Source organism: Parabacteroides sp. merdae-related_45_40 (genome assembly GCF_001915675.1).
The window spans coordinates 1-24,260 of sequence record NZ_MNQY01000058.1; the positions used below are offsets into that span (position 1 = coordinate 1).

Here is a 24,260-nt window from a genome sequence, read left to right on the forward strand (position 1 = left end):
TCCATCTTCTGCAAGCGCATCTGTTTGACACGGCCCCGTTCGTCACCAAGATATTCGACCGGATTATGCAAGGTCATAAACTCCACACCTTCCTCTTTGGCATGTTTCACCTCCTCCAAGCGTGCGGGCATCTCTTCTTCACTACGGCGATAAACGATCATGGCACGTTCGGCACCCAAGCGGCGAGCAGTACGGACCGAGTCCATTGCTGTATTGCCACCACCGATGACAGCCACTTTCTTACCCTGCAAGACAGGCGTATCGCTATCCGGATTGGCAGCATCCATCAGATTGACACGTGTCAAGTATTCGTTGGAAGACATCACCCCGACCAGGTTCTCTCCCGGAATATTCATAAAGTTAGGAAGCCCGGCGCCGCTGGCAGCGAAGATTCCTTTGAAACCATCCGCATGCAGATCGTCATAACTGATTGTCTTGCCGACAATACAGTTTGTCATGAACTTCACACCCATCTTGCGCAGCCCTTCAATTTCTACATCCACAATCTTATTCGGCAGGCGGAATTCGGGAATACCGTATTTCAACACACCACCGATTTCGTGCAAAGCTTCGAACACCGTCACGTCATAGCCACGCTTTGCCATATCACCGGCAAACGAAAGGCCGGCGGGACCTGAACCGACAACGGCAATCTTAATGCCGTTCTTCTCCGCTACTTCCGGAACGGAAATGTTTCCGCTTTCCCGTTCATAATCGGCGGCAAAACGTTCCAAGTAACCGATAGCGACAGCCGGTTTACCCATCTTCAGATGAATGCACTTGCTTTCGCACTGTTTTTCCTGCGGACATACACGGCCGCAGACAGCCGGCAATGCACTTGTTTCCTTCAGCACTCTGGCTGCTTCCAGAAACTCTCCCCGTTCGATGTTCTTCACAAACGTCGGGATATTGATACTTACCGGACATCCTTGCATACAGGTCGGATTCGGACAGTCCAGACAACGCTGGGCTTCCTGCATGGCCTGCTCCTTCGTCAATCCGAGGTTTACCTCTTCGAGGCGGGTATGGCTGCGGTATTCCGCATCCAGCTCATTCATTTCTACACGGGGGATATCCGTACGTTCCTTATTTTTTTTGCTTTTACGCAGTGCTTCTCTCCACGGTTCGGCACGACGGGCAGCGATCAGTTCTTCTGTTGTCATTTGTTTACTGTGGTTTCGTTATTTCTTTTCAATATCTTTATAAGCACCGAGGCGCATCAGCATCTCATCGAAATCTACTTGGTGAGCATCGAATTCCGGTCCGTCCACACAGACGAACTTCGTCTTTCCTCCGACCGTAATACGGCAAGCGCCGCACATTCCGGTCCCGTCCACCATAATCGTATTCAAAGAGGCGACTGTCGGGATCTCGTATTTCTTCGTCAGGGCAGAGACGAATTTCATCATGACGGCCGGGCCGATCGTGACGCACAAATCCACCTTTTCACGGTTGATCACACTTTCCACGCCATTCGTCACCAAACCTTTTGTACCGTAAGAACCGTCGTCTGTCATCACGATCACCTCATCGGAGTTGGCGCGCATCTGCTCTTCCAAGATAACCAGCTCCTTCGTACGGGCGGCCAGCACTACAATCACACGGTTGCCCGCCTTATGAAAAGCCTCCACGATCGGCAATAAAGGAGCCACACCGACACCACCGCCGGCACATACGACCGTACCGACTTTCTCGATATGGGTGGCTTGCCCCAGCGGGCCGACCAAATCGGTAATATAATCACCGGCATTCAGTTCGCATATCTTTTTTGACGAACCTCCTACAGCCTGGATCACGAGTGTGATAGTTCCTTTCGTCGTATCAGCTCCGGCAATGGTGAGGGGAATGCGTTCACCTTTCTCACCCACCTTCACGATAACAAAGTGGCCTGCCTTACGGGAGCGGGCAATCAAAGGTGCTTCCACTTCCAGTTTCACTACGTTGGCAGAGAAATGTTCTTTACTTACAATTTTATTCATTATAATCGCTACTATTGATAGTTAGTCTTGTTGATTTGGTTGCAAAAATACATCAAAAAACTGGATAGCACAGTATTTTGCCAAACAAAAAGGAGTTATTCGAACAAACCTTCGTCACGAACCAACATCAAAATAGCCGAATGAGGGACGATCAGGAACTTCTCTTCATTAAAATTGATCTCGTAAGCCGCATTCTGTAGAAATACAGCCAAATCGCCTTCATGCGCCTGCAAAGGAAGATAATGCACCTCACCCTCTGTTTTCTTTTCCCATACTTCATGTTCCTCACTCTGGGAAGGAAGCGGGAAACCGGGACCGACCTTGATGATATAGCCGCTCTGAATCTTCTCCTGCTGGACAGTAGGCGGCAGATACAATCCGGATTTTGTCTGACTCTGCGGGTTCTTCGGTTTGATAAGCACCTTGTCACCCACCATCAGGAACTTATCTATGTCTTTCTGATCTATTGCTAATTGCATGACTTTTATGTTTATGATATTTTGACGGACAAAGATATAAAATACGTTGCACAAAAAAAGCTGCTTCCCTTTCCGAAAGCAGCTTTTCCTGAACAAAAGAATCTACACGTCAGATGGCACGCCCCTTAAACACGTTGGACTGATCCGACGGATACAGATAACCGGTAAACGAAATACGGTTGCTGTTGAAGTTCGGACTCACAGTTGCCGTACACTTGTTCGTGCCTTTTACCATACGGATTGTCACATTGGCGGAGACTGCAACACCTTGTACCATCATACTAAACGTAACATTTCCTTTTTTGTCTGTTTTCATCTCTATATTTGAAGCACTGCCATCGACCGTTATCCCCCCGATCCCGTTCGGGCCGGCAGCGGCAGTATTGAAAGCCAACTGGATAGTCGCCCGGTCACCTTTCATGGAAACGAAGTTCGTGCTCGGGGTCACATAGACGAATTGTCCACGCTTAAACTCGACACGTTCGGCTTCCAATACAAAATCTTTCTCCTTCAGTGCTTGTACACCTTGTTCGAACAAGGCCATCTGTTCTGCTGCTTCGGCAGCTTTCTTCGCTTCTTTTTCTGCTTTCTTAGCAGCCTTCTCGGCAGCTTTATCCTGCTGGGCCATCATTGTCCCTGCACTAAATAGCAGGACAGCCAGTAATAATAATACTCTTTTCATACTTCTCATTCTTTTAGTTGAAACCTAATCAATCTACTTTCATATAGTATGACAAACGAGATACTAAAAAGTTCAATCCGAATTCTTACTTTTCATGTTTTTAACATGATACCACAAAAAGAGCCAAGCAGTTACAGCCGCAACAAAATCAGAGAAGGGAGCAGCATACCAGACACCATCCAACCCCCAAAAGCGGGAGAACAGCAACATCGCCGGTATCAGGAACAAGACTTGGCGGCTTAAACTCAAAAACATAGCCTTCCAAGCAATCCCGATGCTTTGGAAAAACTGGCTGATCGAGATCTGCGAACCGACAACCACAAATACCAGCAAACTGATCCGCAAGCCATTTGCCGTCACATCCAATAAATCAGGATCGTTCGTAAAGGCACGGGTGATCAATTTCGGAAACGCCACGCTACAAAAGCAGCCGACTCCCATGATAATGGTAGAGGTTATGATGACCAGACGTAGCGTTTCCTGGACACGCTCGTATTTCTTTGCCCCGAAATTGAAACCGACAATCGGCTGCATTCCCTGCGCGATCCCGATAATCAGCATCACCAAAAGCATTCCGACACTGGTGATAATGCCGTTTGCCCCCAATGCCAAGTCTCCCCCATGCTGTTTGAGTGCATAGTTCTGGATCACCACCACCAAACTTCCCGCCAACTGCATGGCAAAAGGCGAAACACCGATCGTCAGGATATTCCATACCACATGCTTTTCCAGCTTGAACGTCCCTTTATGGAAACGGACGATACTGTCTTTCTGGACAAAATGGTTCATGACAAAAAGAGTGCAGAGCAGCATCGAGATGATCGTCGCGATGGCAGCTCCCTTAATCCCCATATCCAGCCAGAAAATGAAAATAGGATCGAGTATCACATTGGTTATCGCCCCGATCAGCATGGTAAACATTGCTTTCTTCGGATAGCCGGAAGCACGCATGACAGCGTTGAAGCCAAAACTGAGGGAGGTCAGGAGCGTCCCCGGAACCACGATATTCAGATAGTCCTGCGCATACGGGATGGTCTGTTCGCTTCCCCCGAAAGCCAGTAATAAATCTTTCATCCAGATCATGCAGGGAACTACTGTCGCAAGCGTTATGATGAATGTCAAGGTGAAAGCATTCCCCAATACCTTTTCCGCCATCTCATTCTCCCTTCGTCCCAGATAGATGGAGACACGCGTCGCAGCCCCCGCCCCGATGAGCATTCCGAACGCCTGGAGGAACAACAGAATAGGGAATGTCAGCGTCAATCCTGCCATTGCCAGCGGACCGACTCCCTGACCGATAAAGATACGGTCGACAATATTATAAAGAGCATTCACCATTGTACCGATCACTGCCGGCATCGCATAATGCAACAACAACCGGCCGATCCTCTCATGCTCCAGCCGCCATGTTATTTCGTTTGCCATATTTATTCCTTTTAATCTTAAACAAAACTTTTATTTCCTACCGGGAAAATTTATTGTCATAAGCGAGAAACGTTGTTTCCATGTCCATAAAAACTTTTTCTCATGCCGATAAGAGAGACAAGCTCCGCCACCGTCCGGAGTTCTTCCTTGCAGCCCTCAGGGAAAGCCACAACCAGTTCATGCGGGCTCTTGCAAGTGATATTCAACTGCCCTTCCTTTACGGGCGAAGGACGGTAACCATTACGGATCAGAGCATTCCCTACCCAATAAGAAGTCAGAAAGTCGCCTTCCACACCGATGGGTGACGTAGGAGCTTCCGTATTCAGCTTTCCGGTTGCCGGATCGAATACGATTCCCTCCTTACCGAAAAAAGATTCAAAAGCTCCACTCATAATCAGGTCTTCGGGAGTTCCGCAAGCCATCGGACGTCCTTTCTCCTGTAGCCAGAGGCAATCCCCCATTTGGATAGCCAGGTCCAGGTCGTGAGTAGAAAGCAGAACCGCTTTCTCTTGCTCGACTGCCAGGCGATGCAACAAAACCATTGTTTCGATACGGCTGGTCACATCCAGAAAGGCGGTCGGTTCGTCCAACAGGATAATCGGGCACTGTTGGGCAAGCGCCTTGGCAATCATAGCCTTCTGCCGTTCACCGTCACTTAGCTCCGAGACATAGTTATTGGCTTTATGAGCTATGCCGGCAGCTTCAAGCGATTGCTCGATGATAACATGATCCCGCTTCTTCAACTGTCCGAAAAAGCCGGTATAAGGATGCCTGCCCAACGAAACCAGTTCATAGACGGTAATTCCTCCTGCATTAGTCTTTTCTGTCAGTACAACACCGACAGTCAAGGAAAAGTTTGCCTGCGAATAACCGGAAAGAGGCTTCCCCATCAAACGTATTTCCCCTCCGAGTGGAGGCTGAAAACCACAAAGCGTACGAAGCAGCGTCGATTTACCGGCACCGTTCAGTCCCAACAAACAAGTCACCTCGCCCGAAACGAGTTGCAGGTTCAAATCCTCATGGACCACTTTCCGCTTACCGCCTTTCAGCAGGTAACCGATACAAAGTCCTTTTGTTTCTATTGCAGCTACTTTTGTCATATATCGGTCAGTCAAAGTATTGGATGTTTTTCCGGTTCACAATTACATAAATGATGACAGGCGCGCCGAGCATCGGAGTCACGGCATTCAGCGGCAATATGTTATGCGTACCCGGCAATACCATCAACAGATTACAAAGCAACGCGATGCAAGAACCGGTCAGCAACGTTACAGGAACCAGCATCTTATGATTGGATGAGCCCAACATCAAACGTGCGACATGCGGGACCGCCAGCCCGATAAAGGAGATCGGCCCGCAAAAGGCAGTCGTAGTCGCAGTAAGCAATCCCGTACACAACAGGATCAGAATACGCGTCCGCCTGATCTTGATTCCTAAATTGGCAGCATACATTTCTCCTAAGAGCAATGCATTCAGAGGTTTGATCAAAAGAATGGCCAATAGCAATCCTATACAGGTAAAACCGGCAAAATAAGGCAGCTGTTGCAAGGAAACCCCGGAGAAGTTCCCCAATCCCCACATCACAAATGCATGCACCTTGTCAGTCGATGCATAATAATTCAGAACCGAAATCAATGATGAAGCGAGATAACCGATCATAATACCGATAATCAACAACATGACGTTATTCTTCACCTTCGCCGAGAAATAAATAATCAATCCCAAAATACAGGCCGCACCACTAAATGCGGCCATGATAACCGCCAGATAACCGCTGATCGGCAAATCGGTCACCATACTCAACGAACCGCCGAAATAGAGCATGATCGCAGCGACTCCCAGATTGGCCCCGTCACTGATTCCCAATATGGAAGGACCGGCAAGCGGATTCCTGAACAATGTCTGTAGCAACAATCCACTAACAGCCAGCGAAGCACCTGCTAACAAAGCCGTTACAGCCTGGGGAAAACGGCTCTGCAACACAATATTCTGCCATGCAAGTCGCTCCGTTCCCTCTCCCAGCAATATATTCACCACACTTTCAACGGGTATCGAGACAGCGCCATAAACCAGTCCGCCGGCAAACAACAGCAACAGGAGAACTAACAAAAACGGATAAAAAATGAAGACTTGCTTTTTCATGCCTGCAAAGATAATGCTTTTGGAAAAATTTTTTACCTTAGCCCCTTAAACAACAGAACTGCTAATGTTATATACTATAATACTATGAGAAGAATCATCATATCACTCATACTGCTTGTAGGATTTTGTTCCGGCACATACCCGATATATTTCAAGCATATAGGCATGCAGGAAGGCCTGTCACAACTTTCCGTCATGGCCATCTACCAAGATAATTTGGGTAGAATGTGGTTCGGGACGGAAGAGGGAATCAGCATATACGACGGCGTACAGACCAAAGTATACAAACCATCTGAATTTCATCGCCAAAACGCCAATCCGATAGGTAACCAGACGCACTTCATTGCCGGCGACAAAGATGGAAATGTTTTCTTCGACTCCGATCAATCCTTGATCCGCTATGACATCCAGACACAGAAATTCTCATGCCTACAGAAATCAAACGTATATACCGTCGCTTCTATCAAAGGAACAATATGGGTAGGAATAGCTGACTCCATACTCACCTGGAATCCGGATAAAAACGATTTCGATTTCGTCACGAGGCTGGAAAACCGGAACCAGCGTGCGACCTGTTTGTTGGAAGATTCCGGCGGCCGGTACTGGATCGGCACTACAGACGGACTCTTCAGGATGAATGACGACAAATCCCTGACCTGTATGATCATGGGAGAAGACATTTACGACCTATATGAAGACTCCAAATATAATCTTTGGATATCCATTCGCATGAATGGCATGTACAAAAGGGACGTGCACGGCAATTTCACCCGTTACCGCTACGATCCTTCCAACCCCAACAACATATCGAGCAACCAGGTCCGGGATTTCGTGGAAGACAACTTCGGAAACATCTGGTTCGGCACTTTCACCGGGCTAAACAAATATAATCCGACCAGCAATCAGTTCGAAGTTTATGCCCGCAACCCTCTGCCCGGCAGCATGACCCATTCATCCGTATTCCCCGTTTACAAAGACAGACAAGGCACGATCTGGTTGGGGACCTATTACGGCGGTGTCAATTATTTCAACCCGGAGACAGATATTTTCACGGTTTATGCAGCTAACAACAGCCGGAACGATTGCCTGAATTATCCTTTCGTCGGTAATATGGTGGAAGATAAAGACAATAATATCTGGATCTGTACCGAAGGAGGTGGGTTGAACTTTTTCGACCGGAAAACGAAGAAATTCACCTACTTCATGGCCGATGAGAATCGTAACTCCATTGCTCATAACAACCTGAAGGCAATAGCCTACAGCCCTGAACGCAACAAACTGTATATTGGAACACATACCGGAGGACTATCCATCTACGACATCAAAAACAAACGGTTCAAAAATCCCTATTTCGAAGATCCGTCTTATGCCGTAATAGCAGGCGACCGCATCAACCAGATGAGAATCTACAATGACGAATTGATTTGTACCGGACCGAAAGGAATCTTCAAAATGAATCTATATACAGAAAAAGTATCTCCATTGTTCAAAAGCGGTAAGTATTACGGGAACACCTGCTTCCTAATTGACTCGAAAGGGTACATTTGGCTGGCCTACGGCAAAGGTGTCTGGAAGATCAACCTCGAAAATGAAGAAGACAAGGTACAATACCGTTCTGGTGAAAACGGATTGGGAACATTTCCCATATCTCAAATAATCGAAGACAAAGAGGGACGGATCTTCCTCGGAACCCGTGGTTCCGGCCTGTTCCACTATGACGAGAAGAACAAACGGTTTATCGGATATACAACCGAAAATAGCTTCATCGCCAGTGACTACTGCTATGAACTCACCTTGTCGCCCCTGGACCAATTAGTGATAACAGGCGACAAAGGAATTACCTTTTTCGATCCGGATCAAAACCTGTTCAAGGTCGTGGAACTGGGGACGGCCCTGCCTCTGACAGGCATAAACATCGGTTGCGGAATCCTGGTCTGCAAAAACGGAGAAATATTCGTCGGCAGCAGCAATGGCATGACGACATTCTTTGAACAGCAGTTGTTCAACTCCGCCAAAGACTACCAACTATATTTTTCCGACCTGTTCATTAACAACGAACAAGTTTCTCCCGGCGACCACAACAAGGTGCTGGCCACCGCCCTACCTTTCACTCGAGAAATAGAGCTGGCCTATAATCAAAATAATCTGATTTTCACTTTTACATCGAACAACTATGTCAATACGCTGAAAAAGGCGTCTTACGAATACATGTTGGAAGGTTTCGACAAGAAATGGATACCCAGCAAAGACAACAATATTTTCTATACGAACTTGAACCCCGGAAAGTACACGCTCATCGTCCGGGAAATACAATACGACCCGAATCAGGAACAACCGCGTACCATCAAGATGGACATTCATATCCATTCCCCCTGGTATGCATCCAACTTAGCTTATTTCCTCTACTTCATCTTGATCATTAGTATACTGTACAGCATTTACCGTTTCAAGAAATCACAATACATGTTGCAAACTTCACTGGAAATGGAACGGAAGGAAAAAGAAGCGATCGAAGAGTTGAATCAGGCAAAACTACAGTTCTTCTCCAACATCTCGCATGAGTTCAGGACACCGTTGACGCCGATTATCTCCCAGATAGAACTCTTATTACAAAGCAGTTCATTGTCACCTTCCGTATACAACAAACTGCTGAAAGTATATAAAAACACCTATCATATGCGGAACTTGATCAGTGAGTTATTGGATTTCCGTAAACTGGAACAGGGGCATATGAAGCTGAAAGTGTACGAGCAAGACATCGTCCCGTTCCTGAAAGAGATTTACCTGTCTTTTTATGAATATGCGTCCAGCCGTTCCATCACATACAATTTCACGGCTCCGCAAGAGAATGTTTTGTGTTATTTCGACCCGAAGCAAATGCAAAAAGTCTTCTATAACCTGCTATCCAATGCTTTCAAGTATACCAAACCGAATGCAGCCATTGAAATGATTTTGGAAAACAAAGAAAATGAAGTTACCATTAAAGTTATCGACAACGGTATCGGTATCAGCAAAGAAGATATAGACAAAATATTCGACCGATTCTATCAGGCTGAAAACGGTATCTCGAATATCATCAAGACTCCCAGCACGGGGATCGGACTTTCATTGACCAAAAGCATAATCGAGTTGCACCACGGAACGATACAAGTGGAAAGTACACCGGGCTACGGTAGTATTTTCATTGTCCATCTCCAGAAAGGCTGCACGCATTTTACCGAGGAAGAACTGGCACAAAAGCAGCAAAAAAAGCAAACGGAAAGCCTGATTCCCGACACGGTCGCCTTTTCCGATCACATGGAAGAGTTTTCCGATACGGAACAAAAAGAGCTATTGATCGAAGGAGACGATTCCCCTCATACGATCCTACTGGTCGAAGACAACGAAGAATTACTCCAGATACTCAACTCCCTGTTCTCACCGACCTACCGCGTCCTGCTGGCACGAAACGGTAAAGAAGGATTGGAAAAGGCACGCGCAGAACGACCGGACATCATCGTTAGCGATGTCATGATGCCGGAAATGTCTGGAACAGAGATGTGCTTGAAGATCAAAAATGATTTTGATGTATGTCACATCCCGGTCGTACTGCTTACGGCACTCACTTCCGCCGAGCAAAATATCGAAGGCTTACAACGAGGCGCCGACGACTATATAAACAAACCATTCAATGCAAAGGTATTACTGGCGCGTTGCAATAACCTGGTCCGTAATCGTATTATCCTGCAAAAGAAATTCAGCCAGCAGAAAGATTTCGATGCACAATCGCTGGCAAGCAACCCGATAGACCAAAAGTTCTTGGATACGGTCAACTCGATCATTGAAAAGAATCTTGATAATATCGACTTCGACATGAATATGATGGCCCGCGAGTTGGGACTCAGTCGAAGTTCATTGTATGCCAAATTCAAGGCACTGACAGGTATGACACCCAATGACTTTGTCCTCAACTGCAAACTGAAGCGGGCCGCAACCATGTTGACGGAAAACCCCGATCTACAGATCGCCGACATCTCCGACCGGCTGGGCTTCGGTTCTCCGCGTTATTTCACCCGCTGTTTCAAAGCCCAGTTTGAAATTACCCCGGCTGAATACAGAAAGAAAACGGTCATTTAAACACCTGGATCATCGGACGTCCGATCCAAACCTGCGGCTGTTTCAACCCGAAGATATAAGCGATTGTCGAAGCACAGTCGAACTGCATCATGCTTTCCTGGAATTCATATCCTTTCTTGATTCCCTTGCCGGCAATAATAAAGGCAGTCTCCATTTCTTCCATGGTCTTGCCGCCATGCCCTTTCTTGATACCACCATGATCGGCTGTGACGATAAAGATAGTCTCATCCAACATACCTGCATCCTTAACCGCCTGAATGATTTGGCCGATATAGCCGTCGAGCTCTTTCAGCTTTTCATAGTAGGCAGGTGTGTCATGACCTTCAGCATGACCGACATGATCGGGTTCGTCGAAAACGATATTGACCAATGCCGGACGTGCACGCTTGATATATTCAACCGCACATTTGGCAGTGGCCGGATTCTGCGGCTTTTCCGTAATATTTTTATCATAACTCAAAGCTAACGTATCGACAACGTAACGGATTCCCGCCCATTCACAGATACAGCCGATTTCAGCTTTCGGATCAGACTCGCGAAGCAAGCTGAACACAGTCGGGAAAATACCGTGCTTATTCACTACACGGGAAGGCAGTTCCGGAGTTTGCGATCCCCATTCCGTGTAACCATGAAGTTCCGGTCCCGCCCCCATATACATGGAAGCCCAGTTTACGGCACTGGAAGACGGAAGTACAGAGCGTTTTTTCAACGTATAAGATCCTTCTTCCATCAACTTCTTCACATTCGGCATTTCGGCCTTGTTCACACTATAAGCGCCCCAGCCGTCCAGACCGATCAAAACTACATGTTTGGCTTTCCACTTGGCAGCCATCGAAGCATCGGCAAACAACATCAGAAATACCAATGCTAAAATCAACTTTCCTGTTTTCATGCTATCTTAAATTAAATATATCAATCCTTCCTATAATATCGTACCCGCCCCACTTTCATCTCCACCGGCAAAGCCAGAGAATCGACTTCGCCAATACAAGCTCCACCCAACAACATATCGATCAGCAAATAATAGGGTTTATCGAACGGAAACTCTCCTTGCCGGTTCCGATACGCGCGGATAAGCAAAGTTATGAATATTATATAAAAAAGAAAAATGATAAGGGAAATAGATATTTAAGCATAATGCATACTCATTAATTAAAGACCTTTCTCGATATCCCGTTTACGTTTTAATGCTTCCAGATAATAGTAATCGGCATAGTTCAATGGGACGTCTATTTCCGAATTGTGAGGAATGCTGCCAACAGAATGCATCAGCAGGAAGTTTCCATTCGTGCCCAATGCAGCCCGATAGGCCGGAGAAGAAAGTGAAACCATGATACTGTCGGCATACATTTTATAGCCGGCTGCATCCGGAACATCCATCGTACTGATCTCATAAAGCGCGGAAGCGATACAGGAAGCCGTCGATACATCGCGTGGTTCGTTCGGGATATTCGGAGCCGACATATCCCAGTAAGGAATCAGATCTTCCGGCATATTCTCCAGGTTCTTCATCATATTGAAAGTTTTCAAGGCCTGATCCAGATATTTACGGTCCTTGGTTTCACGATAGCATACCGCATAACCGTAGATAGCCCATGCCTGCCCGCGACTCCAGATAGATTCGTCGGCATATCCTTGTGCCGTCTGGCGATGGCGCACTTTACCATCCTTGATACTGTAATCAATCACATGGTAACAACTTCCATCCGGGCGAAAATGTTCCTCCATGGTACGATCGGCATGCGACACCGCAATCTTATAGAAAGAAGAGTCGCCGGACAGACGCGTCGCTTCGAACATCAGTTCCAGATTCATCATGTTGTCAATGATAACCGGACATTCCCAACCCCGTTCAGACTGCCATCCGCGTTCCACATCCCACGACTGGATAATCCCGGCAGCCGGACGGAAGCGGGTAGACAACGACTTGGCAGCCTGCACCATCACATCTTTATAAGAAGGCGTCCCTGCCAGTCTCAAGCCATTCCCGAAACTGCAATTTACAATAAATCCGATATCATGATGCCAAGTCAGGTTTTTGGCTTCCTCTATGGCATCCGTATATTTGGCGGCCAACGGCAGCAACGTGCTGTCGCCCGTCAGTTCATACAAATACCAGACAGATCCGGGGAAAAAGCCGCTCCGCCAATCCGCATAACCACAATAATAGACAGAACTGTCTGTCTTAAGCGTCACCGGATTCAAGCATTTCCCACTCGCTTCGATCACACCGATCTCATTCCCTATTTGTGCACGGGCAAAATCGATATTCTCGTCAATAAAACTTTTTTCCTCTGTTTTAGGGGCACCTGCACAAGATAGCAGAAATGCCGAAAAAGCAAATGCAATCAAATTTTTCATCATGTACCAATTATTTTATTGTTGTTATTGTATAAGTATAGGAGCCGGAAAGCAGCTGCTTATTGGCGTTCAACGATATCCGGCAGACCTGTTCGCCCCAAACATTCGACAAGCGAGGATCGTCCAGGCGGATCGTTTCGACATTCGGTGTAAAGGCGCTCTTATTATACGTCATCCGGACTTTCTCGCCATTCACTTCAACCGTGACTACTCCCGGAACCGACACATCCACCTTCCCCCAAGTGAGGAAATTGACTTGATTCGGTTTATCCGCCTTGTCCAAAGAGAACGAATCTTCTATTTTCAGGGAGTTCTTTCCCAACTGGTACGAACGGACCCATTTTTTTACATTTGCCTCTGCCGGATAAGCTGTCGCAATATTTGCAGAGAAATACATACGTCTCGGATCAAAGTGCACATCCGTAGCCCTAAATTCCGAACCGAACTGCTGTGGCACACCGTTCACCATAGGCAGGTTGTGATAATTACTCTGCATTGTCCAGATTGAATAGCGTTCGGAACTGAAGGTCTGACGGGTATAGGTCCCGACTCCGGCATCGATAAAAATAGGCGTCGTATTCAAGTAAAGGGAGAAGGTCCCTGCATCGTTATGATTATGGCTTTCATTATTATAGCCTCCTTTCGTTGCCACGAAAAAGCCATTCTTGTTGGTCATATAGCAAAATTCGGTTTCCGGATACCAGGAATAGCCGGGAGCCTGATAATCTGCACTCATTCCTTCCAGTTCTTCACGGGAGAGCAAGGTTTGGAACAGACGGAAAGGGTCACCGGAAGGAATACCGTCCTTATCAGAAAGACTCTTGAGATAAGCAGCATAGTTCATCATAAGAGGGCTTTCGACTGCTTTCCCATACCTGAAAATGAGATCGGCATCCCCTCCTCCTTTGGCAGAAGCATCGGCAAAGTTGACCACCCAGCCGTTCCCCACATAAGAGCGGGCAATATATTCACCCATATTCTTAATGATAGGCTGATCGAATACGGAGACTTTACCACCTGTCCCGTCAGAAAGCATCTGCAGATAATCGTACATCTTTCCAGCAGCATGTCCCCAATAAGAAGGGCCTTCCTCGCAACCTCCGTCTCCATGCGTATAATTGATGAAATGATCCACGGAAGTCATCGTCCGGTAAACCGCTTTTGCCAATTTATCCCGATCATTCTCAAGCAGGAAGAAACATTGCAGCACATTGAAGTTACACCACGGATTCCAGTTATTCACCAATCCGCCAGGCTTCAGGTTGAACGCCATCCACCAGAAATGATCTTCATTCATATAGGTATCGAGGATGCGGACCTGTAATTCATGCCGCAGCCTTTTTGAAATCAAAGGATTTACCTTATCGAACGAAGGTTTCAGGTAATAATAAATCCAAGACAACTGGGAAGCAAGATTTCCTGAACCCAAATCAATCACATGTTCTTCATAGCTCGGAAAGCATCCTCCGACCTTCTGTAATCCCAAATGGGCCGACAATGCCCAGCTCGTCATTTCACAACTTGCAAAAACACCATTGATAATCTGATCGACAAAGCGTCCCTTCCCTTCAGCCATCTCTGCCATGAACAGACTTCCGAGTGCGGAATTGTTTTTACCGAACGGACTCTCCATAATCGCCCGGTCACCACTTCGTCCGAACTCCAGATAATCGGTCGCTTTCACAACCTTCCACTCATAATCCAGATAACTTTCTCCTTTCCGGATATACTTTTCTTTATAATCACCGAGGAGTTTATCCCAACCGGCCCGGTCAGAATAATCAGGATACGGCACCCACTTCTGCTCCATTATCAACGCGGATTTGACTTTCTCAAAATCGACCTCTTTTTGCAACAAGTCGCGTTTTTCATACGCGTGCAAGTGTGCGACTGTCCAAAGCAACAGGCACACGATTGTGATGAATCGTTGTGTTCTCATAGGTATTATTTTTCAATATCGCAAAAATAGAGGTCCCCTCTATGAGAAAGAGACATATTCATCCAATTCATGTGCACGGATTGTCCAAAAGCGGAAATTTAAGGTGTTTCCTGCCACATTATAATTCTCATCCTCCAAAACCGGAACCTTGCATTTTTCTATATGCACCTTTCACAAAAGAGTATTTTTATCGTAGTTCTTCAAGAACTATGGCGTTTCGCCATCATCCGCGAATTGCCTTCACCGCTTATGTTTGCCTTCATCAGAGACCAGGTCGGCCTCGGAAGATTCTATATTAAGTGACAATGGGTATGTTTCTGTTGTCAAACAGCCTGGTCATAGACCTTTTGCCTTTAGTCGAATACCTTTTCGACCAAGGTCAAAAGCCTTTTCGACACTGGTCAAAAACCTTTTCGACTAAGGGCGAAAAGGTAAGGAGTGGTAGTAATAGCTGTTAATGCCTGTGTATTTGTTTATTAATCAATATTGTAGTCTCCTTGTTTTTCACTTAATTATATAGATGTGAAACCGAGAGGAACATAACCAACCCAAATCAGGACGAGACAGAGTGAAGGCAAATTTTTGAGGTGAAGGCAGTCCGGATATCTGCCATCACCCTTGTATGACATGACAATCAAAAGGTATCAAAGACGGGTGAAGCTGAATCGGAAATCCATGTTGAACTATCATGATGATAAATCATCATTTATGATTCATATCTGCCAAACTATGAGAATTTGCCTTAGCTGTATCGTTTTTACACTTCAATGTATACCTATGTGAATATTACAAACTGAATTCTAAATAAATATATTGCCAATTAAGCTTAATTTATATGTTATACAAAACATGCAAATCACAATATGTTAATATATAGACATTTAACACATTGCTAAAAACTCACCGTTGGAAGATTAGTGCATATCAAATGGATAAAAGTATACATTCATACACATTATTAACATCTAAATTTGCAACGTTTTCATCATAGTTCTTGAAGAACTTAGATCAGTAACACACTTTTGTGAAAAACACAATTGAAAAAACACAAAGTGCCTATTTAGAGAAATGAGAATTATTATCAATTTATTAATCAATCTGGTGTTATTATGACAAAAGATTTTAAACGCTTTTATGTATCGAGAGCGATGTTCCTGGGAGCTACTATGTTCCTGGCATCAATCGGAATGGCCTCCGCTAATCCTTCTACCGATACGTTTGGCTCAAATGAGCCGAATCCTGTTGTAGCTTCTCCTCAACAGGCAAAACACCGTATCAAAGGTGTGGTAGAAGATGCCCTGGGCCCTATCGCTGGAGCTAATGTCGTAGAAAAAGGAACTACCAACGGTACAATTACCGACATGGACGGTAATTTTTCTCTGGAAGTATCTCCTAATTCCATTCTTGTTGTTTCTTATATCGGATATAAGGATCAGGAAATCCCCGTAAACAATCAGACTTCGTTCAACATTAAGTTGGCCGAAGACTCACAGGCGTTAGACGAAGTTGTAGTTGTAGGCTACGGTACACAGAAAAAGGTAAACTTGTCCGGGTCCGTATCAACTATTAATGTTGCAGAGTTGACAGAAAGCCGCCCTATTACCAACGTATCCCATGCATTGGCAGGTCTTGCAGCCGGTGTAAACGTACAAGGTACGGCCAATCAGCCGGGTAACGACAATGCGTCGATCAAGGTTCGCGGTCAAGGAACACTGAATGAATCTTCCCCATTGGTCATTATCGACGGCGTAGAAGCGGGTATCAACACTGTTAACCCACAGGATATCGAATCGATGACCGTATTAAAAGATGCCGCATCATCGGCAATTTATGGTTCACGTGCTGCAAATGGTGTTATCTTGATTACCACCAAACAAGGGAAAGCTGGTTCTATTAAGTTGGACTATAACGGGTATGTTTCATTCACATCACCAAGTATCCCCAGCTCTATGGACCCCGTTTCTGATTATGCCACTTATATGGAATTGATCAACGAAGGCTACCTCAATTCTAATTTGAAAGCTCAGTTCTCACAAGCTGTCATAGACGAATGGCGGGCAGATGGTGGACGAGATCCGTTAAAATATCCGAATACGAACTGGATTGACGAGACATTTACACCTTCGACTTCTCACAACCACGTCATCTCCATGAGTGGCGGTAGTGACAAAATCCGCTTCTATTCATCATTCGGTTATCAAAAGAATCCGGGGGTAATGGAAAATACCGGCTTCGAAAAATATAACGGACGTGTAAACATTTCAGCCGATGTAAAACCGTGGTTGAATTTAGGGGCACAAGTCAGCGGATATGTTTCAAACATGGAACCATCTGCCAAATATACGGCAAGTGACAAGAAAGACACATCTGTTGATGATGTGTTCACCTACGCATCAGCAACGACTCCCGGTATGGTATTCCGTGCACCGGACGGACGATACGGAGCTATGAATAATAGTGAAGACGACGCACAATCGGCGAATAACAACCCTTTGATCCGTTTGAACAGCAAAGCTGGTAATATCCGCAAAACCAATATGCGTTCTCGTTTCGTCGGAACGTTGAAACCGTTCGAAGGCTTTTCTGTTACAGCATCATATTCTTATGAGTTCGTGGATGAACAACGAAGCCGGAAACCTGTTTTCATCGACGGTTGGAACTTCCGTGATAACGTGATCACTTACTCCAACAGAGGAAAAACCAACATCATGAATTACGACGGTAAAACCGAACGCTTCTTCGGAGATGTTGTAGCACGCTACGAGAAACGTTTCATGAATGACCGCTTAGGTTTGAACGCAATGATCGGAGCCAGCCAGGAAATGTATCGCAGCAAGAACTTCTCTGCTACAAAATATGACATGATCGATTTAAGTTTGAACGTGATCGATGCTGCAATCGGTGATGCAACAGCTTCCGGTTCAAGCACCGAATGGGCTATGCGTTCTTTCTTCGGACGTATCAATCTGGATTGGGAAAACAAATACTTACTAGAAGTCAATCTTCGTGCAGACCAATCATCCCGCTTCCTTTCAAATAACCGTACAGGTTACTTCCCTTCTGCTTCCGTTGCATGGCGTATGGATCAGGAAGCCTTTATGGAAGATTGGGTGGAGAAAGGATTGAGCAACCTAAAGTTCCGTTTATCTTATGGTTCTTTGGGTAACAATTCCGTTGGGAACTACGACGCGATCGCAACTTACGCTAATAAACCAAGCTCCGGTTCTGCATTCAACTACACGTTGAACAACGCACTGATATTAGGTCTTGCACAAGCCAGACTGGCCAATCCGGATCTGACTTGGGAATCTACCTATATGACAAATGTCGGTTTCGATTTCGGTTTGGTCAATAATAAATTAACTGGTACTGTCGATTACTTCAATAAGAAAACAAAAGACATTTTGATCAACTTGCCTGCACCGGACGTACACGGAACAGCATCCATTCCTAAACAAAACAGTGCGACTGTTACAAACCAAGGTATCGAGATGACTCTCGGCTGGCAGGACCAAATTGGAGATTTCTCCTACGGTGTCAACGGCAACTTTACATTCGTAAAAAACAAAGTCAATAAGTTCAAGGGAACAGATAAAGGCGGTATCTCTTATGACGGGGCTAATATTATCTGGGAAGGTCATTCCATCAATTCTCAATATTTATTGCGTGCAGACCGCATAATCCAAACAGATGCTGATCTAGCACTTGTACAACAAATGATCGACAACGCACCGATTGACGAGAAGACAGGTAAAAAGGTGAATCCGTTTGCCGCATTCGGTACGCCTCAAAAAGGAGATTTACTGTACAAAGACATCAATGGAGACGGTATTATCGACATGGATGACCGCGAAATCGTCAGCGACGGCCCGAACCCGAAATTCCAATTCGGTTTGAACCTGAATGCCGCCTACAAAGGATTCGACTTTTCCGTTCTGTTCCAAGGACAGGCAGGTGTGAAAGTTTACTGGCAAAATGCATTGGCAAACACTTCAACCGTACGTTTCGGCTACCAGTTGAACAAAGATGTTGCAGAAGGAAGATGGGTTGAAGGCCGTACAGACGCTATCTACCCGCGCTTGTTACAATCCCAGAATCAGATCAACACTCAAATGAGTGATTTCTACTTGGAGAACAAAGCCTTCTTGAAGATTCGTAACATTCAATTAGGCTATTCATTGCCTAAATCTATTACGAAGAAGATGCAATTGGAAAGACTTCGTTTCTATGGCAGTTTGGAAAACTTCTTCACATTTACATCTTACAGAGGATTTGATCCTGAAATCAGCGGGCTGGCTTATCCGGCAATGAAATCAGCGGTTTTAGGTATTAATGTAACCTTTTAATTGAAAAAGCATTATGAATAAGTATAAATTATTTTTCACTTGTGCAGCATCACTTCTGTTAATGAGTAGCTGCTACGACTTGGACCGTTATCCGGAAGATCAGTTAAGTGCCGGAACATTCTTCCAGACACAAGAACATGCCGATCAGGCAATGATGGGAGTTTACAGCCAAATGACACACAACGATGTTTTCGGCCGTCAATTCGGTTTTGACTGTTTAGGTGGCGTAGGTGCCGGATATGACGCACCTTCGTATCCAAACATCGGCCGTGGTACTTATACCACTACGGAAGGAGCCGTCGGCGATAAGTTCAAACAACTGTATGAAGGCGTCACACGTGCTAATATTGTATTACAGAACGTCGACCAATGTGATATGTCCGACGAACTGAAAACCCGCTACAAATCGGAAGCCCGTTTTATGCGTGCCCTCTACTATTTCACCTTACTCGATTTTTGGGGTGGAGTTCCGATTTATGATGAGACAACTATCGTTGCGGAAGACTTCTCCAATATGTTGAAACCAAGAAGCTCGGCAGAAGAAGTCCGTACATTTATCATCAAAGACCTGGATGAAGCGATTGCTCATTTACCGGCAGATTGGGATGAATCAAATAAAGGACGTGCGACATCCGGAGCTGCAATGGCATTGAAAGGAAAAGTCCTTCTCTACAACAAACAATACCAAGAAGCAGCCACATGCTTTGAGAATGTTATCAACAGCGGTAAGTATGCTTTGTATTCAGATTATGAAAACCTATTCAAACCAGGTGGAGATGAAAGTTCAGAAATGATCTTTGCAATTCAAAATATCGGTGGTGTCGGTACTGATTTCGGTATGCCGATGACATTCTATATGGGAAGCCGTGCCTCTTATGGAAGTTGCTGGAACAATGTAATGGCAGCTACTGACTTCGTTGATTCTTACGAATGGAAAGACGGACGTGCTTTCGATTGGAATGAAGTTATTCCGGGATTCAATGAAAATGATGCAGTCAAGAAAGAAACATTCTATGCGACATTAAACGAAGGGTTAAACAAAGTGGCCACCTATCCCGCCGCAAAAGACAAGTTATTAGAAATGTACAACAAGCGTGACCCGCGTATGATGGCTTCCATCATTATGCCGTACACGACTTATAAAGGTTGGTATTCCAACGCTCCGATGGATACAGAATATGTTATCACAGAAAAATCCGGACAGACAAACGAAAAGAACGGTTTTATTCGTGTTAACGGAAACTACGAAATGTATTTGTGGCGTAAATTTGTAGCCGAATATGACATGAATGGTGCTATCAATAACCGCGAAGATACACCGATCAACTTCCCGCCGATCCGCTATGCCGATGTATTGTTAATGCTGGCTGAATGCTACAACCAGACAGACCAACAGACAAAAGCAGTCGACTTGATCAACCAAGTCCGTGCACGCGTCGACATGCCGGGACTTAATAGCGGTCCAAGTTATCTGCAGGCAACTACCAAAGAACAAGTATTCGAACGAATCAGACATGAGCGTGCAGTCGAACTGGCTGGCGAAGGGTTAAGTTTCAGTGATATGAAACGTTGGGGATTACTGGAAACTTTGGCCGGAGAAGTAAAAGGCTTTACCGGACAATTCTATTACAACCGTGTCGTTCAGTCTCGGGACTATTTATGGCCGATTCCAAATAATGAAATTCAGAAAAACCCAAGTCTGAAAGAAGATCAGAACCCAGGATGGTAATCACCTACCAATAAACAAATAAAAGGGCAGACTGCTATGTCTGTCCTTTTATTTGTTTATTGGTAGTTCATATGCTCCCATCAGAAAGAGGAACACCTTTCAATACTGACAACAATGTGAACATTGAATCTCATCTCCATCTTATCAAGACCAGGAAAAATGAATTGCAAAATATCATTACGTTCAATAAATCAATAAACATATGTATAAACAACTCAATCATTCCAACCACGAAGCGGCATATCTTTTAGGGAGTATTCTTCTTTTCTCCTTTCAGGGATGCAAAGAAAAGCCTGTTACCTCCCTGAATTTATCAAGTACTCCAAACGTAATTTATGTTTTTCCAGACCAAATGCGTAACCATGCGATGGGTTTCTGGAGAGAGGCGAGATTCCGGGATGCGGTGAATTTCGAGGGAGATCCGGTGCATACGCCTAATCTGGACCGGTTTGCGAAAGAATCTGTTGTGCTGACTTCGGCCATGAGCAACTGCCCGCTGAGCAGTCCGCACCGGGGAATATTGTTAACGGGGATGTATCCGGAACATAGCGGAGTACCTCTGAACTGTAATGCCAACCGCCCGATCAGTTCATTGCGCAAAGATGCGACCTGCATTAGCGACGTGTTCAGCCAAGCCGGATATAACTGTGCTTATATCGGGAAACTGCATGTCGACTGCCCGACTCCCAATGACCCGGAACGTCCCGGAAAATATGTGGAAGACCGTGTTCCGGCTTGGGATGCCTACACTCCGGCAGAACGCCGGCACGGTTTCGACTATTGGTATTCGTACGGGACCTATGACGTGCACAAGCATCCGCACTATTGGGATACCGAAGGCGTCAAACACGAGATAAACGAGTGGTCGCCCGCACATGAGGCGGATAAAGTAATCTCCTACTTACGGAATGAAGGAAACGTGCGGGACCCAAATAAACCGTTTTTTATGATGGTCAGTTTCAATCCGCCTCACAGTCCGTATGCCTCATTGGAAGATTGCATGGAAGAAGATTACAACTTATACAAAGACCTTCCGTTGGACAGCCTGCTGATTCGCCCGAATGCAAACCGGGAAATGAAAAAAGCACCATCCGTACGTTATTACTTTGCATCGGTGACAGGTGTCGACCGGGCTTTCGGACGAATACTGGACGAACTCGAAAAACAGGGATTGGACAAGAACACCCTCGTTATTTTCTCTTCCGATCATGGAGAAACCATGTGCAGCCAAAATACGGACGATCCCAAAAACTCACCTTATGCAGAAAGCATGAACGTCCCGTTCATAGTTCGTTTTCCTGGAAAAGTAATACCTCGGATCGACAGCGAACTATTGTTGTCTTCTCCTGATATCATGCCGACCATACTCGGACTGTGCGGTCTGGAAAAACAGATTCCGGCCACTGTGGAAGGGCGGAATTATGCGGGACGTTTTACAGGAGAGGATTCTTCCGTTCCTTTGCGTCAGGGAGCCTTGTACATCAAAAATATCGATGGGGAAAAGGATGCCGATGGAAAAGTCATTTCTTATTTTCCGGTGTCGAGAGGGATCAAAACACATCAATATACCATGTCACTCACAATCGACCGAAAGACAAAAGAACTCAAGGACATCCTTTTGTTTAATGACCTGGAAGATCCGTATCAGATGCAGAATCTCCCTTGGCAGGAGAATAAGGGAATCGTATCCGACTTATGCAAACAGGTGATCCCCTTACTGAAAGAAGCAGACGATCCGTGGTATAAAGAACAAATACTGAAAGAGCTGATCCCTTACGGGAAGGAATAAAAAAAGGGGAATGTCAAAAAAAAGAAATCTCTCTCTTGTCGGGGGATTAATTCCCGACAAGAGAGAGGAATTTTGGCACCTCCCTTAAAAATTCTAACTATTATTATTTCACCGTCCAGACCACCTTATCATTCACTGGATTCTTCTTTTGGGTGGAACGAGCCTCTATCGTATTCTCCCCATCCTGCAGAGCAACCCCTTTCCACTCGAATGTCGCATATTCATCCGGCTTCTGCCGGCCGAGGCTTTTTCCGTTTACAAACAATTCGACTTCTGGTTGATTAGAAAAGATCATGATGTCCGTAACAGCCAAGGAACGGTCGCGGTGGCGGCGGTTCGTGATGTAAACAAATGGTTCCTCGGTATTCCAGTTTGCCTTATAGAAATAGAAAGCATCTTTTTTCACCTTGCGGTCGAAAGTCACCAGCCCTTTGTCGTTGATACCGGGACGATCGCCTTCCACACGGTGAGCCGCACCGAAGTCAAACAGGTTCCAAATGAAAGAACCCCAGACGAACGGACGTTCCGCCAATGCTTTCCAGTTTCCGATATGATAATAAGTCTGGTAATTCTCCGGATGCCACCAACCGGAAGCAATCCCCCGTTTCACGGAATCCTGCTGATGGTAGATGCTCGCCCCTGCCCCATATTCGCTGATGGCAATCTTATACTCCGGATGTGCCTTATGATTGGCATCCAGCCATTTCCCCATATCGGAAGGAGAACCGCCATACCAACCGAAATACTGGTTCCAGGCTATCACATCAGTCACCTTATTTATATCATCATCGTAAGAAAGGAAGCTGGCAGATGTTGTCAGGCGAGTCGGGTCCTCCTGATGGGCCAGGTCGTTCAATTCCTCGATATACTCGGTCGGATTGTCTCCGATGGTCTTCAACTCATTGAACAACCCCCAGAAACAGATCGACGGATGATTATAATGCTGGCGAATCAATTCTTTCAACTGCTCTTTCCCGTTCTCCCGGAAAGAAGGCTGGTTGATGTAGCCCTGGTCCTGGTATCCGCCCGGCCCGATCTGCGGAATTTCAGCCCAGGTGACAATTCCGTATTTATCCATCAGGTCATAAAAGTAAGTCGCTTGCGGATAATGAGCCAGACGAACGGCATTAGCCCCCATCTCGACCATAATGGCCGCATCTTCATCGTGATGCATTTTATAAAGCGCATTTCCCCTTTCCGCCCGATCCTGGTGGCGGCATACTCCTTTCAGTTTCAGATGTTCCCCATTCAGAAAGAAACCTTTCTCGGCATC

At 45.7% G+C, this 24,260-nt stretch carries 16 protein-coding genes; 4 read left to right on the top strand and 12 right to left on the bottom strand.

Annotated features, from left to right (window positions below):
• The 7 genes from BHV83_RS09535 to BHV83_RS09565 form a co-directional block, all read right to left on the bottom strand.
• Nucleotides 1-1,163: FAD-dependent oxidoreductase (locus BHV83_RS09535; RefSeq protein ID WP_286757441.1), on the bottom strand; the 1,163-nt coding region annotated here is incomplete at its 3' end.
• Between the two features lie 18 nt (nt 1,164-1,181).
• Entirely contained in the window at nt 1,182-1,979 is a 798-nt protein-coding gene (locus BHV83_RS09540; protein WP_005637368.1) for a sulfide/dihydroorotate dehydrogenase-like FAD/NAD-binding protein, read from the bottom strand.
• Nucleotides 1,980-2,074: 95 nt separating this feature from the next.
• Nucleotides 2,075-2,458 carry a co-chaperone GroES gene (locus tag BHV83_RS09545; RefSeq protein WP_046451837.1) on the bottom strand — a complete coding sequence of 128 codons (384 nt, stop codon included), beginning with the start codon at nt 2,456-2,458 and terminating at the stop codon, nt 2,075-2,077.
• A gap of 109 nt (nt 2,459-2,567) precedes the next feature.
• Nucleotides 2,568-3,140: a DUF4251 domain-containing protein gene (locus BHV83_RS09550; RefSeq protein ID WP_005637372.1), complete on the bottom strand. Its 573-nt coding sequence runs from the start codon at nt 3,138-3,140 to the stop codon at nt 2,568-2,570.
• Between the two features lie 72 nt (nt 3,141-3,212).
• The gene (locus BHV83_RS09555) at nt 3,213-4,565 is read right to left on the bottom strand and encodes an MATE family efflux transporter (RefSeq protein WP_022321366.1); all 1,353 of its coding nucleotides are present in this window, start codon (nt 4,563-4,565) and stop codon (nt 3,213-3,215) included.
• A gap of 56 nt (nt 4,566-4,621) precedes the next feature.
• Entirely contained in the window at nt 4,622-5,665 is a 1,044-nt protein-coding gene (locus BHV83_RS09560; protein ID WP_005637376.1) for an ABC transporter ATP-binding protein, read from the bottom strand.
• Nucleotides 5,666-5,672: 7 nt separating this feature from the next.
• Nucleotides 5,673-6,707 carry an iron chelate uptake ABC transporter family permease subunit gene (locus BHV83_RS09565; protein WP_005637378.1) on the bottom strand — a complete coding sequence of 345 codons (1,035 nt, stop codon included), beginning with the start codon at nt 6,705-6,707 and terminating at the stop codon, nt 5,673-5,675.
• An 84-nt stretch (nt 6,708-6,791) separates the two neighbouring features.
• Between BHV83_RS09565 and BHV83_RS09570 the strand changes: the two genes are divergently transcribed.
• Complete coding sequence (locus BHV83_RS09570; protein ID WP_286757442.1) at nt 6,792-10,823, top strand: hybrid sensor histidine kinase/response regulator transcription factor; 4,032 nt, start codon at nt 6,792-6,794, stop codon at nt 10,821-10,823.
• Here BHV83_RS09570 and BHV83_RS09575 read toward each other — a convergent pair.
• From BHV83_RS09575 to BHV83_RS09590, 4 genes are all read right to left on the bottom strand, one after another.
• Nucleotides 10,816-11,715 carry an alkaline phosphatase family protein gene (locus BHV83_RS09575; RefSeq protein ID WP_122115751.1) on the bottom strand — a complete coding sequence of 300 codons (900 nt, stop codon included), beginning with the start codon at nt 11,713-11,715 and terminating at the stop codon, nt 10,816-10,818. The genes BHV83_RS09570 and BHV83_RS09575 overlap by 8 nt on opposite strands.
• 20 nt (nt 11,716-11,735) lie before the next feature.
• Nucleotides 11,736-11,903, bottom strand: coding sequence for a hypothetical protein (locus BHV83_RS09580; RefSeq protein ID WP_155143680.1), 168 nt, complete (start codon nt 11,901-11,903; stop codon nt 11,736-11,738).
• 72 nt (nt 11,904-11,975) lie between these two features.
• Nucleotides 11,976-13,187: a glycoside hydrolase family 88 protein gene (locus tag BHV83_RS09585; RefSeq protein WP_005647072.1), complete on the bottom strand. Its 1,212-nt coding sequence runs from the start codon at nt 13,185-13,187 to the stop codon at nt 11,976-11,978.
• 7 nt (nt 13,188-13,194) lie between these two features.
• Nucleotides 13,195-15,123, bottom strand: a complete 1,929-nt coding sequence (locus BHV83_RS09590) for a heparinase II/III family protein (protein WP_286757443.1) — start codon at nt 15,121-15,123, stop codon at nt 13,195-13,197.
• Between the two features lie 1,109 nt (nt 15,124-16,232).
• Here BHV83_RS09590 and BHV83_RS09595 point away from each other — a divergent pair.
• The 3 genes from BHV83_RS09595 to BHV83_RS09605 all read left to right on the top strand — a co-directional run bounded on the left by BHV83_RS09595 (nt 16,233) and on the right by BHV83_RS09605 (nt 22,987).
• Nucleotides 16,233-19,469 carry a SusC/RagA family TonB-linked outer membrane protein gene (locus BHV83_RS09595; RefSeq protein ID WP_195489711.1) on the top strand — a complete coding sequence of 1,079 codons (3,237 nt, stop codon included), beginning with the start codon at nt 16,233-16,235 and terminating at the stop codon, nt 19,467-19,469.
• A 13-nt stretch (nt 19,470-19,482) separates the two neighbouring features.
• Nucleotides 19,483-21,198, top strand: a complete 1,716-nt coding sequence (locus BHV83_RS09600; protein ID WP_286757444.1) for a RagB/SusD family nutrient uptake outer membrane protein — start codon at nt 19,483-19,485, stop codon at nt 21,196-21,198.
• A 202-nt stretch (nt 21,199-21,400) separates the two neighbouring features.
• A complete protein-coding gene (locus BHV83_RS09605; RefSeq protein WP_286757445.1) occupies nt 21,401-22,987 on the top strand; it encodes a sulfatase family protein in 1,587 nt (528 codons plus the stop codon).
• 103 nt (nt 22,988-23,090) lie between these two features.
• Here BHV83_RS09605 and BHV83_RS09610 read toward each other — a convergent pair.
• Nucleotides 23,091-24,260: glycoside hydrolase family 2 TIM barrel-domain containing protein (locus BHV83_RS09610; protein ID WP_286757446.1), on the bottom strand; the 1,170-nt coding region annotated here is incomplete at its 5' end.

What these genes read in the sequence shown, in the direction of transcription:
- BHV83_RS09540 (WP_005637368.1), bottom strand. Translation starts at nt 1,979, where the DNA reads ATGAATAAAATTGTAAGTAAAGAACATTTCTCTGCCAACGTAGTGAAA.
- BHV83_RS09545 (WP_046451837.1), bottom strand. Translation starts at nt 2,458, where the DNA reads ATGCAATTAGCAATAGATCAGAAAGACATAGATAAGTTCCTGATGGTG.
- BHV83_RS09550 (WP_005637372.1), bottom strand. Translation starts at nt 3,140, where the DNA reads ATGAAAAGAGTATTATTATTACTGGCTGTCCTGCTATTTAGTGCAGGG.
- BHV83_RS09555 (WP_022321366.1), bottom strand. Translation starts at nt 4,565, where the DNA reads ATGGCAAACGAAATAACATGGCGGCTGGAGCATGAGAGGATCGGCCGG.
- BHV83_RS09560 (WP_005637376.1), bottom strand. Translation starts at nt 5,665, where the DNA reads ATGACAAAAGTAGCTGCAATAGAAACAAAAGGACTTTGTATCGGTTAC.
- BHV83_RS09565 (WP_005637378.1), bottom strand. Translation starts at nt 6,707, where the DNA reads ATGAAAAAGCAAGTCTTCATTTTTTATCCGTTTTTGTTAGTTCTCCTG.
- BHV83_RS09570 (WP_286757442.1), top strand. Translation starts at nt 6,792, where the DNA reads ATGAGAAGAATCATCATATCACTCATACTGCTTGTAGGATTTTGTTCC.
- BHV83_RS09575 (WP_122115751.1), bottom strand. Translation starts at nt 11,715, where the DNA reads ATGAAAACAGGAAAGTTGATTTTAGCATTGGTATTTCTGATGTTGTTT.
- BHV83_RS09585 (WP_005647072.1), bottom strand. Translation starts at nt 13,187, where the DNA reads ATGATGAAAAATTTGATTGCATTTGCTTTTTCGGCATTTCTGCTATCT.
- BHV83_RS09590 (WP_286757443.1), bottom strand. Translation starts at nt 15,123, where the DNA reads ATGAGAACACAACGATTCATCACAATCGTGTGCCTGTTGCTTTGGACA.
- BHV83_RS09595 (WP_195489711.1), top strand. Translation starts at nt 16,233, where the DNA reads ATGACAAAAGATTTTAAACGCTTTTATGTATCGAGAGCGATGTTCCTG.
- BHV83_RS09600 (WP_286757444.1), top strand. Translation starts at nt 19,483, where the DNA reads ATGAATAAGTATAAATTATTTTTCACTTGTGCAGCATCACTTCTGTTA.
- BHV83_RS09605 (WP_286757445.1), top strand. Translation starts at nt 21,401, where the DNA reads ATGTATAAACAACTCAATCATTCCAACCACGAAGCGGCATATCTTTTA.